The sequence below is a fragment of the Anoxybacillus sp. genome (genome assembly GCF_036834105.1).
Classification (GTDB): domain Bacteria; phylum Bacillota; class Bacilli; order Bacillales; family Anoxybacillaceae; genus Anoxybacillus.
The window spans coordinates 1-15,156 of record NZ_DAITON010000052.1 but is presented as its reverse complement, the minus strand read 5'-3'; the positions used below and the strand labels follow the sequence as shown (position 1 = coordinate 15,156).

Below are 15,156 nucleotides of genomic sequence, written 5' to 3'. Positions count from 1 at the left end.
AAAAAAGCTGTCGCATCGGACAGCTTTTTTATTTCGGCAACATCGTCTCGTTTCGGTCAATCATACGTTGAAAATACACGTTATATCGCTCCCATTCTTCCGGGGTGAGCGATGATGGCTCGAGCCTACTTCCAAGCGCTTGGAGCGCTTCGTATAGGCGAATGACGAGCGCAGAAACCGTCATTTCTTTGCCGAGTAATTCACTAAGCGACGCCATCGTATGTGGAACGACCGTTGGATACGTAAACTTCGTTTGTTCTCCCGCCAGCGCTCGCTCATAAAACTGACGAATAAACTCCGCTCGTGTTGCGCCGCTTCCGTTTGCACATATATATACTTGCACAGCAACACCGCCTCGAATGCGGCGCTGTGAAATGCCCGCAAACTTTTTTCCATCAATGCTTAAATCAAAACTTCCCGGACAATACGAGCCAACAACTTCCCCTGCTTGCACGCGCGCTTCTGGCAACATGCGCGCAATGAGTGTGGCCATCGCCTCATATCCACGATCAATGTCAATTCCTTTTTTTGTATCAGGAAAAATAAGTGAAACGTTTAAAACCCCTTCATCTAACACGACCGCCAATCCACCAGAGTTGCGAACGATCGTACGCCAACCGTGCTCATGTAAGTAGGCGAGTCCTTTTTCAATATACGGCAATTTCGTATCTTGAATGCCAAGCACAACGGTCTGATGATGCACCCATAAGCGAACGATCGGATGCGATTGACCGTTTCCAACCGATTCGCAAAGCGCATCATCAAACGCAAATGACTGCTTCGCATCAAACGATGGCCCGAGGGTTGTATGGTCAATCATTCGCCACGTTTGTTGTCGCAACAATTCGCTCATTATTCCATCGCCGCAAGCGCCTGCGCTGCTGTGATGAGTGATAGCTTGTACACATCTTCGGCGTTACATCCGCGCGATAAATCGTTCACCGGTTGATTTAATCCTTGTAAAATTGGACCGACCGCTTCAAAGTTGCCGAGACGTTGTGCAATTTTATATCCGATATTTCCCGCTTCTAAGCTTGGGAAAATAAAGACGTTCGCATCGCCTTGGATGACAGAGTCTGGCGCTTTCTTTTTCGCTACAGACGGAACGAATGCGGCATCAAATTGAAACTCGCCATCGAGCGTTAACTCTGGTGCCATTTCTTTTGCGATGCGCACCGCTTCAATCACTTTTTCTGTTTCTGGCGATTTTGCCGATCCTTTCGTAGAGAAGCTAAGCATCGCTACACGTGGCTCAATATCAAACATTTTCGCTGTTTGTGCGCTCTCAATAGCGATTTCCGCTAAATCTTGGCTATCTGGAGCGATGTTAATGGCGCAATCGGCAAATACATATTTCTCATCGCCGCGCACCATAATGAACACGCCAGACGTTTTGCGAATACCTGGCTTTGTTTTAATAATTTGTAACGCAGGACGAACTGTATCCGCTGTCGAATGCGCGGCACCGCTCACAAGCCCGTGCGCTTTCCCCATATACACAAGCATCGTACCGAAGTAGTTTTCATCAAGTAAAATGTTGCGCGCATCTTCTTCCGTCACTTTTCCTTTGCGACGTTCAATAAACGCAGCAACCATCTCATCCATTCCTTCGTACGTACGCGGATGAATGATTTCTACTTTCTCAAGCGTCAAACCAAGTTCTTTTGCTTTTTGAACGACAGCTTCTTGCTCGCCGATAACAATCGGATGCAATACATTTTCTGCCGCTAGACGTCCGACAGCTGTCAAAATACGTTCATCTAGTCCTTCCGGAAACACGATCGTTACATTTTTTCCTGCCACCTTTTGCTTTAAGGCTGCAAATAAATCACTCACGAAATGTTCCTCCTTAGTTTAAAAAAATTCGTCTATCTATTAGAATACTCTTATTGAGGCGAAAAGCAATGAATTACACCACAAAAGAAAATAGTCTTTTTTTTATAACAATTCTGTTTTTTATCTTGAGTGATATATAGCCTAAAAAGTGATATATTTGTTAAGGAACATGTACAAATAAAGGAGCGTTATCATATGTCACAATGGATTCATCATCTTGAACAATGGTTGCTTGAATTTGGCGTCATCGGTCTCGTTATCGTTTCGTTTACAGAATCTTCATTTTTTCCGATTCCGCCTGATGTGTTATTAATTCCGTTAAGCATTGCCCAACCAGAGAAAGCGTTATGGTTTTCCTTTTTAACAACGGTCGCCTCTGTATTCGGTGCGCTGCTCGGGTGGTACATTGGGAAAAAATTCGGCAGACCGATTTTGCGTTATTTTATCTCTGATGAAAAAATGAATAAGGTAGAACAATATTTTCAACAATACGGGGCAATGGCGATCGTTATCGCTGGGTTTACCCCTATTCCGTATAAAGTGTTCACTATTTTCTCGGGCATTTCTAACGTCAACATTCGCACGTTGCTTTTTTGGTCGTTCATCGGTCGTGGGGCGCGCTTTTTCGCAGAAGGGCTTATTATTTTCACCTTAGGCGCTCAAGCGAAAACATTTATTGAACAACATTTTACAACGATCACGATCGTTGGCGGCATTGTCATGATCATTGCTTTTCTTATTTATAAACGGTTCAAATAGTGCGTTTGGCATAAACGAAACACATATGATACAATTTCGGTAGTACATAACAAAAGGAGTGTTGGACATGAGCGAAGCAGCACAAACGTTAGACGGTTGGTATTGTCTGCATGATTTCCGCACGGTTGATTGGGCGGCTTGGAAAACGCTCACAAATGAAGAGCGACAAGAAGCAATACAAGAGTTTTTCACATTAGTGGAAAAATGGGAAAAAACAGAAGCTGCAAATGAAGGCAGCCATGCGATTTACACAATTATGGGGCAAAAAGCAGATTTGATGTTCATGCTTTTACGTCCAACGATGGAAGAGCTTCATGAAATTGAAACAGCAATCAATAAAACAAAGCTCGCTGAATATCTCGTACCTGCTTATTCATACGTCTCTGTCGTTGAATTAAGCAATTACTTGCCGGCAGAGGCAGGCGACCCATACGAAAATTCAGAAGTGCGTCGCCGTTTATATCCGATCTTACCAAAAACGAACCACGTTTGCTTTTATCCGATGGACAAGCGCCGTCAAGGAAACGACAACTGGTACATGCTTCCGATGGAAGAGCGCCGCAATTTAATGCGCGCACACGGCATGACGGGAAGAAAATATGCTGGAAAAGTCGTACAAATCATTACCGGTTCGGTCGGCTTTGATGACTATGAATGGGGCGTGACGCTCTTTTCAAATGATGTGCTTCAATTTAAAAAGCTTGTGTACGAAATGCGTTTCGATGAAGTGAGCGCACGGTTTGGCGAATTCGGCTCTTTCTTCGTCGGCAACATTTTACCGAAAGAAAAAATGGAACAGTTTTTACATGTGTAGGCCTCCGGTTTGGAGGTCTTTTTTTATTATCTCTTTCATACATATAACAATGACGACTTTCCTCACATTTTCGTATGTCTCATCATAGGCTAATAGCGATTTTCATAAAGTGAGGTGAAGGGATGGCTGTTGTTGCGTATACAGAAGAAGATGTCAAATTGCTTGCCCGTCTTATGCGCGCAGAGGCGGAGGAAGACGGACAGCTCGGCATGTTAATGGTTGGGAATGTTGGAGTGAACCGCGTGCGCGCAAACTGTCTAGACTTTGAAGGGCTTCGTACCATTCGCCAAATGGTATTTCAAAGCCCTGGGGGATTTGAAGCGGTACAAAAAGGGTATTTTTATCAACGGGCGCGTGAACAAGACATACGTCTCGCCCGTCGTGTCATTCGCGGGGAACGTTTTCATCCGGCAACGAATTCGCTTTGGTTTTTCCGACCAGATGGCAATTGCCCGCCACAATGGTTTAATCAATGGAATACGGGACGTTTTAAGGCACATTGTTTTTATGCACCGACGCGTTCTAATTGTCCACGCGTATATTAGAAGGAGGGGTTTCAATGAGTGATGAACGTCAACAAATGCCGTATTATTCGTATCCGTACTACTATCCATACCAAATGCCAACATATCCGTTTGGCATGCCTACACCAACGTTTACACCACAAACAGGGGCGATGCAAACACCAACAACCGCCAGTCAGCCGCTTCCCGGCATGCTTCCGATCGAAGAATCGTACATTGAAAACATTTTACGCTTAAACAAAGGCAAAATTGCGACTGTTTATATGACGTTTGAAAACAATCGTGAATGGAATGCGAAAATTTTCCGCGGTGTCATTGAAGCAGCGGGGCGCGACCATCTCATTTTAAGCGATCCACAAACAGGAATGCGTTATTTATTACCAATGATTTATCTCGACTATGTCACATTTGATGAAGAAATTAATTATGAATATCCATTTGCATCTGGTGTCGGATTAAGCACATATGCTCCACGTTAAAAACGAGGCGTCCACAGCGCCTCGTTTTACATTTGTTTGATCGCGATATAGGCTAAAAATAGCCATGCAACAATGAACGACACGCCCCCAAACGGCGTAATCGCCCCAAGTATTTTTATTTGTGTTAAGCTTAGTACGTATAAACTACCTGAAAATAAAACGATTCCCGCAAGCATAAACCAACCAGCAGGCGTCACGTGCGGCCATTTTGTCGCCAGCAACGCAACGAGAAACAAACCGATCGTATGGAACATTTGATATTGAACGGCTTTTTGCCACGTGTCGATATATCGCTCTGGAATTCTTCCTTCCAACACGTGTGCTCCGAACGCTCCTAGCGCCACACATAGCGCTGCACTCATTGAAGCGATGATTGTAAATAGTTTCATGTTTTCCCCTCCTAAAAATCAAGTAATGATCGTCCGTTCGCATCGGCACCGATATCTAGTCGTTCGATTGTTGTCGGTTGCGGCAAAGTCACTTCTTGTGTGCTTGGTGATGGTTGTTGCAAAATAATGTCGCACAATGCGCGAACAGCATATATATGTTCACGCACCGCTTGCGATGATGACGCATCTTTTGCTTTTGCGATTTCTTCTTCTATCTTTGCGAATACATTTGTCACCGATATGTCCAAAACGTTTTCACTCCCTACTTCTTTTTCCTTTACAACAATGGTATCTTATACATAGCAACTTTTCAAATTGAAAACGCTTAAAAAAGGAGTGACAACAAATGAAACGGACATGGTGGAAAGAAGCCGTCGTATATCAAGTGTATTGGCGCAGCTTTTTTGACTCAAATGGTGATGGGTATGGCGATTTAGAAGGGCTTATTCAAAAACTCGATTACATTCGCGACTTAGGGGTGGATGTCATTTGGCTGAATCCGTGCTATGAGTCGCCTGATAAAGATAACGGATACGACATTTCTGATTACTATCGCATCATGGATAAAGCAGGGGATATGGAGACGTTTGACCGCTTGCTGAACGAGGTGCATAAACGTGGAATGAAATTAATTATGGACCTTGTCGTGAACCATACATCTGATCAACATCCTTGGTTTATTGAATCTCGTTCGTCAAAAGACAATCCGAAACGCGATTGGTACATATGGCGCGACAAACCGAATAACTGGCGCTCGTACTTTACTCCATCCACATGGGAATATGATGAAAAAACAGGTCAGTATTATTTCCATTCGTTTGCGGTAGAACAGCCAGATTTGAACTGGGAAAACGAAGAAGTTCGTGAAGAAATTTATAAAATGATGCGTTTTTGGTTAGATAAAGGGATCGATGGTTTCCGTTTAGATGCGATTGCCTTACTAGCCAAACCTGAAGGATTCCCAGATGCCGAAAACCCGTATGACATTCGTTATTTAACAAACAATCCAGGCGTGCATGATTATTTACAAGAAATGCACGAAAAAGTATTAAAACATTATGATATTTTCACCGTCGGAGAAGTCGCTTTCGTATCGCCAGAGGAAGGATTAAAATATGTCGGAGAAGACCGAAACGAACTACACACTTTGTTCCACTTTGAAGTGTGCGACGAAATGCCGGCATGGGATCCGATTCGTTTTAAACAAATTCAAAAACGTTGGTACGAAGGATTGTGGGGCAAAGGGTGGAACTCGCAGTTTTTAAACAATCACGACCATACGCGACAAGTGACGCGCTACGGAAACGATAAACAGTTCCGCGTCGAATCAGCAAAATTGCTCGCTACGCTCGTGCATACGTTGCCGGGAACCCCATATATTTATCAAGGTGAAGAAATTGGCATGACTGGCGTCAAGTTCGACACGATCGAAGACTATAACGACATTGCGATGAAAAATAAATATGCAGAAGAAGTCGCAAAAGGTCGCGATCCGAAAGAAGTGCTTGAAAGCTTGCAGCTACTGAGCCGAGATAACTCGCGTACACCAATGCAGTGGGATGATAGCGAACATGCTGGATTTACAACAGGAACACCTTGGCTAAAAGTGAATCCGAACTATAAAGAAATCAATGTAAAACAAGCATTAGCGGATCCGAACTCTGTATATTATTACTATAAAAAGCTCATTCAATTGCGCAAGCAACATGCCGTTATGGTGTACGGAACGTTCCGCGATTTTTCGGAAAATGATCCGTACATTTACGCTTACACGCGCGAGCTCGATGGCGTTCGTTGGCTCATCGTCTTAAACCATTGCGACAACGACAACGTATATGAGTTGCCAGAAGAGCTTGCTTCGGCTCACCGCCATCTTTTGCTCGGCAATTATACAGATGTAAAAGAAGAAGGTACAACGCTTTATATGCGTCCGCACGAAGCAAGAATTTATGCATTACAATAAGCAGCCCGATTTGGCTGCTTATTTTTTATTTACCGCCTGTTCAAACGCCTCTAGCGCTCGTTTTTCACCGAATACGATCAGGACATCTCCAACGAAAAACCGCTCGTCTGGCGTTGGGTTACCAATCATGTTGTTTTGACGCTGAATCGCAATAATCGTCACATGAAAGCGCGTGCGCACCGCTTGATCGCGGACAGATGTCCCAACAAATGAAGAATGCGGCTCAATTGTCACTTCTTCAATCGCGTATTGCTCTGCATGGCCGTGAAAAATCGTATCGACGTAATCGACACTGACAGGCTTTAACATTGTCATCGCCATGCGGCGACCGCTCAAAAACGATGGGTTAATGACTTTATCAGCACCTGCACGCCGCAACTTTTCTTCCGATTCCGGTCGCTCGGCGCGCGCGACAATTTGAATGTCGTGATTTAGCCCTTTTGCTGTGAGGGAAATAAAGACGTTATCGGCATCTGAAGGCAATGCGGCGACCAACCCTGCCGCTCGTTCAATACCTGCCGCAATCAACACGTCATCTTCTGTCGCATCCCCTTCGACATACGGAATCGGATCATTCATTTCGTCTAACCGGTCCGTATTCCGCTCGATGACAACGACAGCTGTCCCGTTTTTGACAAGTTCACGTACGACTTGTTCCCCGACACGCCCGAACCCGCATACGATAATATGGTTTGTCATCGCTTCTATTTTATTTTTCATTTTTCGCCTCCGAACCGTTTTTGAAAATTCCCCTTCCATCATCATCGACACGACTGCCCCTGTCGCATATGTCACAATGCCAATACCAATCGGAATAATGATAAGGGCAAACAGTTTACCATAAAACGTTTGTGGCACTGTATCGCCATAACCAACCGTTAAAATGGTGACAACTGTCAACCAAAGTGCATCAAAAAACGTTAATTGTTCTGAAAACATAAATCCGATCGTTCCTGCGATAATGGCGACAATCATCGCGATGACGGAAACGACGATCGAGCGCGATGAACTCATCCGTTTCTCCCCTTATGTTCTTTTTGTACAAACTTCATGCAAGGCGCACCAGACGATTGCTTGACGACAATAGACGGCAACATCGCGCTTTTAAAACCGAATGCGCGACAACCGCGCGGCATTTGCGCATCCCACGTGACATAAAAATGTTTGCATGCATAACAATTTACTCGCTCATTATATGTTTTCGATTTGCCAGTCAATTGGCTCTCTCCCTGTCTGTTGTAAAAAAGTATTCGTTTTTGAAAAAGGGCGACTACCGAAAAAGCCTCGCGCTGCGGAAAATGGGCTTGGATGTGGCGCTTCAATTATGTAATGATGTTCATTCGTGATCAAGGCTTTTTTCGCTTGCGCATGACGTCCCCATAAAATGAAGACAACGGGTTCACGTTTTTCATTCACAAGTTCAATGACGCGATCTGTAAAATACTCCCAACCTTTTCCTTTATGCGAATTCGCTTCTCCACGTCGTACCGTCAATACGGTATTTAAAAGCAATACCCCTTGCTTTGCCCATTTTAATAAGTAGCCGTTGTTTGGAATATAGCACCCGATGTCATCTTGCAACTCTTTAAAAATGTTTAACAACGATGGAGGCAAAGCGACGCCCGGTTTGACGGAAAAACTTAATCCGTGCGCTTGATTCGGCCCATGGTATGGGTCTTGTCCTAAAATGACGACTTTTACATTCGCATACGGGGTGTAATGAAGGGCGTTGAAAATGTCGTGCATATCCGGATAAATCGTTTTCGTTCGATATTCTTCTTTTAAAAACTGACGCAATTTCACATAATACGGTTTTTGAAACTCCTCTTCTAATAAAGGAGCCCAATCGTTTTTCAATATGCTCATCATCGCACTCCTTTCTAATACAAAGGCTACCCTACTTTATAGGATAGCCTGTTTTTGCTTAAAACTGAATTTTTTCTTCTAAGAAGCTTTTTAATTCCGCAATTGGAATGCGTGTTTGTTCCATCGTATCGCGGTCGCGCACGGTCACCATGCCGTCCTGTTCTGAATCAAAATCATACGTAATACAGAACGGTGTTCCAATCTCATCTTGACGACGATATCGTTTTCCGATGGATCCAGACTCATCGTAATCGACCATAAAATGTTGTGAAAGTTGTTCAAAGATCGCACGCGCACCTTCTGATAACTTTTTCGATAATGGCAATACAGCCGCTTTATATGGCGCTAACGCTGGGTGAAGATGCATCACTGTGCGCGTCGTACCGTCTGCCAGTTGCTCTTCTTCATACGCGTCAATCATAAAGGCGAGCGTGACGCGATCTGCACCAAGTGAAGGCTCAATGCAATATGGAATAAAACGTTCGTTCGTTTCTTGATCAAGGTAGTGGAAGTCTTCTCCTGAATATTCCATATGGCGACGCAAATCGTAATCGGTACGCGATGCAATGCCCCATAGCTCGCCCCAACCAAACGGGAATTTATATTCAATATCTGTTGTGGCGTTGCTGTAGTGGGACAATTCATCTTCGGAATGATCGCGTAAACGAATGTTTTCACGCTTCATACCAAGCGATAAAAGCCATTGTTCACAATATTGTTTCCAATAATCAAACCACTGTAATTCTTCGCCCGGCTTACAGAAAAATTCAAGCTCCATTTGTTCAAATTCACGTGTGCGGAACGTAAAGTTTCCTGGTGTAATTTCGTTTCGGAAGCTTTTTCCGATTTGCGCAATACCGAACGGCAATTTTTTGCGCATCGTTCGTTGTACGTTTTTAAAGTTTACAAAAATGCCTTGTGCCGTTTCAGGACGAAGGTAAATTTCGTTTGCGCTCGACTCGGTCACGCCTTGGAACGTTTTAAACATTAAGTTAAATTGACGAATGTTTGTGAAGTCGCGACTGCCGCAATCTGGACAAGCAATGTCGTGCTCTTGAATGAGCTGCTCCATTTTTTCAAAAGGAAGCCCATCGACAACCATTTCAATCCCTTTCGCTTCAAGCGCGCTTTCAATTAACTTATCCGCCCGATGACGTGCTTTACATTGTTTACAGTCAATCATCGGATCGTTGAAGTTTCCTAAATGACCAGATGCTTCCCACGTGCGTGGGTTCATTAAAATAGCCGCATCTAAACCGACGTTGTATGGTGATTGTTGAACGAACTTTTTCCACCATGCTCGCTTAATGTTGTTTTTTAATTCCGTCCCTAACGGACCGTAATCCCACGTATTTGCTAATCCGCCGTAAATTTCTGAACCGGGAAAAACAAAGCCGCGATGTTTCGCGTGTGCTACAATTTGCTCCATCGTTACTGACATCGTTCATCCTCCTTATAATAAAATGTAAACAAAAAACGCTCTCATCCTTAGGCCTTTCGCCTAGGGACGAGAGCGTAACTCCCGCGGTTCCACCCTAGTTGATGCATAACGCATCCACTTTTGCGTGAAGCAACTCCAGACTGCCGTTTCGCTAAGCGTCTTTACTAGGCTTCCACCACCCCTAGCTCGCTATAAAAGAACTACCTTAGCTACTATCCATCTTTCATCGTTGCACCTGTATTTCATTTGGCTAATATTGTATCAAACCGCAATAGGAGAGTCAAGGGGGGAACAAAACCCGCTTTACATAAGCAGTAAAGCGGGTCAAAGTGAGTTAAGGGGTTGATCATATTAATTTCGAATTAAGTAGTCAAACGCTCCTAAAGAAGCTGTTGCGCCTGAACCCATGGAAATGATAATCTGTTTATATGCGCTATCTGTACAATCGCCAGCAGCGAAGACGCCAGGGACGTTTGTCGCTCCGCGCTTATCAACGATAATTTCGCCGAAGCGATTGCGCTCTACCGTTCCTTCTAACCATTCGGTATTCGGTACAAGTCCGATTTGCACGAATACACCTTGAAGTTCAATATGGTGCTCTTCGCCTGTTGCGCGATCAATATATGTGATACCATTCACTTTATCTGTGCCTGTAATTTCTTTCGTTTGCGCGTTTTTGATTACTGTGACATTCGGTAAGCTATATAAACGATCTTGCAATACCGCATCTGCTTTTAATTCTGGCGCAAATTCAAGCACCGTCACATGCTTAGCAATTCCGGCCAAATCAATTGCCGCCTCAACGCCAGAGTTTCCACCGCCGATGACTGCGACATGTTTTCCTTCAAATAACGGACCGTCGCAATGTGGGCAGTAAGCGACGCCTTTATTTTTAAACTCTGCTTCGCCTGGGACGCCGAGATTGCGCCAACGTGCGCCTGTCGCGATAATGACTGCTTTGCTTTTTAAAATCGCACCATTCTCAAGCTCTACTTCAATAAGGTCTTTCTTTTCTAGCCGTTTTGCACGCTGCAAGTTCATAATATCAACATTGTAATGTTTCACATGTTCCTCAAGGCTCGCAGCAAGCTTCGGACCTTCTGTATATTTGACGCTAATAAAGTTTTCAATGCCTAACGTATCTAAAATTTGACCGCCGAAGCGTTCAGCAACAATTCCTGTGCGAATGCCTTTACGCGCTGCATAAATGGCAGCTGTTGCACCCGCAGGTCCTCCACCGATGACGAGCACATCAAACGGATCTTTTTCCTCAAAAGTAGAAGCATCCGGCGTGCTTCCTAACTTCGCAAGAATTTCCTCAAGCGACATACGGCCGCTTGCGAACGGTTCACCGTTTAAAAAGACGGTTGGCACAGCCATGACATCTTTTTGCTCGACTTCTTCTTTAAATGCAGCCCCATCAATCATCGTATGTGAGACGTTCGGATTTAGTACGCTCATCACATTTAACGCTTGAACGACGTCTGGGCAGTTATGGCATGTTAAGCTGACGTATGTTTCAAAACGATACGTCCCTTTTAAATTTTTAATTTGTTCAATGACTGCTTGATCGACTTTCGGCGGTCTTCCGCTCACTTGAAGCAATGCAAGCACCAAAGAAGTAAATTCATGTCCTAAAGGCACGCCCGCAAATACAACGCCTGTTTCTTCCCCTATGCGATTGACGCTAAAACTAGGTGTTCTTTCTAGCGTTGTTTTCTCTACTTTAATTTTCGATGACATTGTCGCAAGCTCATCAACTAAAGCAAGCATATCGCGGGAAACTTCATCGTCTCCCGCGCTCACTTTTAACACAATGTCATTTTCCATCAATTGTAGATATTGGGCGAGCTGTGCTTTAATTTCAGCATCCAATATCATTGACATAAGCCTCCTTAAATTTTACCTACAAGGTCAAGGCTTGGCTTTAATGTTTTTCCACCTTCTTGCCATTTTGCTGGGCACACTTCGCCAGGATTGTTGCGCACGTATTGTGCTGCTTTAATTTTGTTTACGATTGTGCTTGCATCACGACCGATGCCATCAGCGTTAATTTCAACAGCTTGAATAACGCCATCTGGATCGATAATGAACGTACCGCGTTGTGCAAGGCCTGTCTCTTCATCAAGCACTTCGAACATGCGTGATAATTTTTGAGAAGGGTCACCGATCATCACATATTCGATTTTGCTGATCGCTGGTGAGTGGTCGTGCCATGCTTTATGTGTAAAATGTGTATCTGTTGAAACGGAGTATACTTCTACACCAAGCTCTTTTAATTTTGGATATTCGTTTTGTAAATCTTCTAATTCTGTTGGACAAACGAATGTAAAGTCAGCTGGATAGAAGCAAACGACGCTCCATTTTCCTTTGAAGTTTTCTTCTGTTACCTCGATGAAATCGCCGTTATGGAACGCCATCGCTTTAAATGGTTGTACTTGTTTTCCTACTAATGGCATTGTCAATCATCCTCCTGCATCATTTTTTTGCATGTTAGTAGTATGCTCCAGCCATACGAAAAATATGACTGAACGCAAAAATAAATTATAACAATTATAATTCGATATAAATTATCATATAGGAATGTTTATTTGTCAAGTAAAAACTATACAACTGTCTTAGTTTTTCGACACATTTTCTTTTTATTCCTTTTTCATAAATAAAAAAACAGAGCCTTCGCAAAGACTCTGCTTTCTCACATAGCAAAAGAAAAAACAAGTAAAACAGAAACATTACATAATAGCGCAGCGACAAATAGCCATGTTTGTTTTCCTTTTTTCTTCACCATATATTCTGCAAATACGGTCGTTCCAAAAGCGAAGCAAACAAACAATAAAAACGAGTTGATGCGCCCATAAAATACGTGACGAGTAAGAAGCGGTGAAAACAAAAGCAAAAGAAATAATTGCTGAATGCTCCACCAATACATTTTCCCCCTCCTAACAATGAATAAAGTGGGCGAGACGGGAACGAAACGGTTCACCATTCCATATGACTTCGCTCGTTGCTTGTCGCTTTTGTACCTCCGGCTCTGACAAAAGAAGCCAAAAGTTTTTTGTCGGTAAATGACCGAGCAGATGTTTCTCACTTAATCGATTTAAATACATTTGTCTCGTTTCATTCATTTGCTTCGATAAATGATCGCCTTCATTCGAAAATGCATAAAGGACGCTCGCTGTCGCTACACGTTTCACACGAAACTCGTTCGCCACACGTAAAAAGAAATCCCAATCCCAATAGTTATGAACGTACGGATCAAAATATCCAATTGTATCATGAATTGTGCGCCGATACATGCTCCCTGAAGGAACATACGTCGAAAATGTACGCATTGCTTGCAAATCGAATTCATATGCAAATAAAAAGCGATCGGTCGGTATGCGCACTCCATTTTCAATACGATAATGAAAAATTTCTACGTCCGAATATACAAAATCGGCATCATTCATATTAGCGATCATTCGCTCAACGTGGCATGGCAATAGTAAATCGTCATCATCACAAAGCATAATAAAATCTTCTGTGGCGGCACGTACACCGATATTACGCGCCTCGACATGACCGACATTTTCACGCAATTCAATGAGTTCAACAGAAAGCTCCGGATATGCATCGACAGCAGCTTGCACAGATGGACCACCATCATTAACAATAATGACTTGCGTTGGTTTATACGTTTGTTTGCTTAACGACTCTAACAATTCTGCTAATGGAAGTAATCGGTTATATGTCGCAACGACTACAGAAACACCCAAAAGAAAATCCCCTTTCAAAAAAAGAAGCTACAATGATACCATTATAGCTTCTTTTCGTATGATTATGCGAGTTCTTGTTGTTTCGTTTCTTTGCCAAGGAAAAGAACAGCAAGCGCACCGATGAAAATCGCGATACAAAAAATCGCAAAAATCATCGTGATGGATACTTTTTGTGCGACGAGATAGCCGACGAGAAGCGGCCCTAAAATGCCGCCAATGCGTCCGAATGAAGCAGCCATTCCTGCACCCGTCGCACGAATGATCGTTGGATATTGCTCTGGTGTATAGGCATAAAGCGCTCCCCATGCCCCAAGGTTGAAAAACGATAACAATGCTCCAAACGTCATTAATGCCGCAGCTGAGTCAGCATTTCCGAAGAAATAAGCACTTAATGCGGTACCAGTTAAATAAATGATCAGTACTGCTTTTCGACCAATGCGTTCAATTAACCATGCGACGCTAAAATAACCCGGCAGCTGCGCTAATGTCATGATGAGCACGTACTCAAAACTTTTAATTAAACTAAATCCTTTCATGACCATGACGCTCGGTAGCCATAAAAACATGCCGTAGTACGAAAAGACGACTGAAAACCATAAAATCCAAAGCATTGTCGTTTGTTTTGCGTACGGTTTTGCCCAAACGTCTGCGATATTTTGCCAAACGGAACGGCGCTCCGTTTTTGTCGCCATAAACTTTTTCGAATCTGGCAAATTGATGCGCAAATAAATGGCATATAGCGCTGGTACAGCTCCTAAAATAAGCGCCATTTGCCATCCATACGCTGGAATAACGAAAAATGAAATGAGCGCTGCTAGTAACCAACCACCTGCCCAAAAGCTTTCCAATAAAACGACAACTTTCCCGCGTTCATGTGCAGCAACGCTTTCCGATACGAGCGTTGACGCAACAGGCAGTTCGCCACCAAGTCCCATGCCGATAAAAAAACGTAAAATTAAAAAGACCGTTAACGTTGTCGCAAGTGCGGATAGTCCGCTACCGATCGAAAATAATAAAAGCGTAATGATGAAAACTTGTTTTCGCCCAATGCGGTCAGCTAACAATCCGAAAACGAGCGCACCGACTGCCATGCCGATCGAATTTATACTTCCGATCCAACCCATTTGTTCGGCCGTTAAATTCCATTCCTTTTGCAATGCAGCAATAATAAACGAAAGCATCCCTACATCCATCGCATCAAATAACCAACCAAGCCCGGCAATCCAAAGCAACTTGTTTCTTGATACGTCTTTACTCATGTCATCCCTCCGTTGTCAGCTGTCAAATTGTCTTCCTCATGATTATATTTCCTTTTTTGTTATGTATCAAT

18 protein-coding genes are annotated in these 15,156 nt (G+C 43.4%); 5 read left to right on the top strand and 13 right to left on the bottom strand.

The genetic code is table 11. From position 1 onward, the window contains the following. Positions 1-28: 28 nt before the first annotated feature. Together V7Z64_RS06980 and pta are read right to left on the bottom strand one after the other, a co-directional pair. Positions 29-853, bottom strand: coding sequence for a lipoate--protein ligase family protein (locus V7Z64_RS06980; protein ID WP_019416448.1), 825 nt, complete (start codon positions 851-853; stop codon positions 29-31). Then, positions 853-1,836, bottom strand: a complete 984-nt coding sequence (pta, locus tag V7Z64_RS06975) for a phosphate acetyltransferase (RefSeq protein WP_009361005.1) — start codon at positions 1,834-1,836, stop codon at positions 853-855. Before pta ends, V7Z64_RS06980 begins: the two co-directional genes overlap by 1 nt. Positions 1,837-2,031: 195 nt before the next feature. On the opposite strand from pta, the gene V7Z64_RS06970 reads away from it, so the two are divergent. From V7Z64_RS06970 to gerQ, 4 genes are all read left to right on the top strand, one after another. Then, positions 2,032-2,595: a YqaA family protein gene (locus V7Z64_RS06970; protein ID WP_009361006.1), complete on the top strand. Its 564-nt coding sequence runs from the start codon at positions 2,032-2,034 to the stop codon at positions 2,593-2,595. A gap of 67 nt (positions 2,596-2,662) precedes the next feature. Further along, the gene (gene hemQ / locus V7Z64_RS06965) at positions 2,663-3,409 is read left to right on the top strand and encodes a hydrogen peroxide-dependent heme synthase (protein WP_026011435.1); all 747 of its coding nucleotides are present in this window, start codon (positions 2,663-2,665) and stop codon (positions 3,407-3,409) included. 122 nt (positions 3,410-3,531) lie between these two features. Beyond that, complete coding sequence (locus V7Z64_RS06960; protein ID WP_009361008.1) at positions 3,532-3,954, top strand: cell wall hydrolase; 423 nt, start codon at positions 3,532-3,534, stop codon at positions 3,952-3,954. A 14-nt stretch (positions 3,955-3,968) separates the two neighbouring features. Beyond that, positions 3,969-4,412 carry a spore coat protein GerQ gene (gene gerQ / locus V7Z64_RS06955; RefSeq protein WP_009361009.1) on the top strand — a complete coding sequence of 148 codons (444 nt, stop codon included), beginning with the start codon at positions 3,969-3,971 and terminating at the stop codon, positions 4,410-4,412. 26 nt (positions 4,413-4,438) lie between these two features. Here the strand turns inward: gerQ and V7Z64_RS06950 are convergent, their stop codons facing one another. After that, positions 4,439-4,801 (bottom strand): DUF423 domain-containing protein, encoded by a 363-nt coding sequence (locus V7Z64_RS06950; RefSeq protein WP_009361010.1) that lies wholly within the window; start codon positions 4,799-4,801, stop codon positions 4,439-4,441. Positions 4,802-4,812: 11 nt separating this feature from the next. Continuing rightward, positions 4,813-5,049, bottom strand: coding sequence for a YwdI family protein (locus V7Z64_RS06945; protein ID WP_019416450.1), 237 nt, complete (start codon positions 5,047-5,049; stop codon positions 4,813-4,815). Positions 5,050-5,147: 98 nt separating this feature from the next. On the opposite strand from V7Z64_RS06945, the gene V7Z64_RS06940 reads away from it, so the two are divergent. Continuing rightward, a complete protein-coding gene (locus tag V7Z64_RS06940) occupies positions 5,148-6,764 on the top strand; it encodes a glycoside hydrolase family 13 protein (protein WP_019416451.1) in 1,617 nt (538 codons plus the stop codon). A gap of 18 nt (positions 6,765-6,782) precedes the next feature. On the opposite strand, the gene V7Z64_RS06935 is transcribed toward V7Z64_RS06940, so the two are convergent. The 9 genes from V7Z64_RS06935 to V7Z64_RS06895 form a co-directional block, all read right to left on the bottom strand. Beyond that, entirely contained in the window at positions 6,783-7,778 is a 996-nt protein-coding gene (locus V7Z64_RS06935; RefSeq protein ID WP_297992263.1) for a potassium channel family protein, read from the bottom strand. Next, positions 7,775-7,981 (bottom strand): hypothetical protein, encoded by a 207-nt coding sequence (locus V7Z64_RS06930; protein ID WP_019416453.1) that lies wholly within the window; start codon positions 7,979-7,981, stop codon positions 7,775-7,777. The genes V7Z64_RS06935 and V7Z64_RS06930 overlap by 4 nt, the downstream gene beginning before the upstream one ends. Beyond that, on the bottom strand, positions 7,956-8,630 hold the full coding sequence (locus V7Z64_RS06925; protein WP_009361014.1) for a uracil-DNA glycosylase: 675 nt from the start codon (positions 8,628-8,630) through the stop codon (positions 7,956-7,958). The genes V7Z64_RS06930 and V7Z64_RS06925 overlap by 26 nt, the downstream gene beginning before the upstream one ends. 58 nt (positions 8,631-8,688) lie before the next feature. Continuing rightward, the gene (locus tag V7Z64_RS06920; protein ID WP_009361015.1) at positions 8,689-10,071 is read right to left on the bottom strand and encodes a glycine--tRNA ligase; all 1,383 of its coding nucleotides are present in this window, start codon (positions 10,069-10,071) and stop codon (positions 8,689-8,691) included. Between the two features lie 351 nt (positions 10,072-10,422). Next, positions 10,423-11,952: an alkyl hydroperoxide reductase subunit F gene (gene ahpF / locus V7Z64_RS06915; RefSeq protein WP_019416455.1), complete on the bottom strand. Its 1,530-nt coding sequence runs from the start codon at positions 11,950-11,952 to the stop codon at positions 10,423-10,425. Between the two features lie 14 nt (positions 11,953-11,966). Next, positions 11,967-12,530 carry an alkyl hydroperoxide reductase subunit C gene (ahpC, locus tag V7Z64_RS06910; protein ID WP_009361017.1) on the bottom strand — a complete coding sequence of 188 codons (564 nt, stop codon included), beginning with the start codon at positions 12,528-12,530 and terminating at the stop codon, positions 11,967-11,969. Positions 12,531-12,766: 236 nt separating this feature from the next. Then, positions 12,767-13,000 (bottom strand): hypothetical protein, encoded by a 234-nt coding sequence (locus V7Z64_RS06905; RefSeq protein WP_019416456.1) that lies wholly within the window; start codon positions 12,998-13,000, stop codon positions 12,767-12,769. 10 nt (positions 13,001-13,010) lie between these two features. Next, on the bottom strand, positions 13,011-13,826 hold the full coding sequence (locus V7Z64_RS06900; protein WP_019416457.1) for a glycosyltransferase family 2 protein: 816 nt from the start codon (positions 13,824-13,826) through the stop codon (positions 13,011-13,013). A gap of 62 nt (positions 13,827-13,888) precedes the next feature. Beyond that, on the bottom strand, positions 13,889-15,085 hold the full coding sequence (locus V7Z64_RS06895) for an MFS transporter (RefSeq protein ID WP_019416458.1): 1,197 nt from the start codon (positions 15,083-15,085) through the stop codon (positions 13,889-13,891). Positions 15,086-15,156 lie beyond the last annotated feature (71 nt).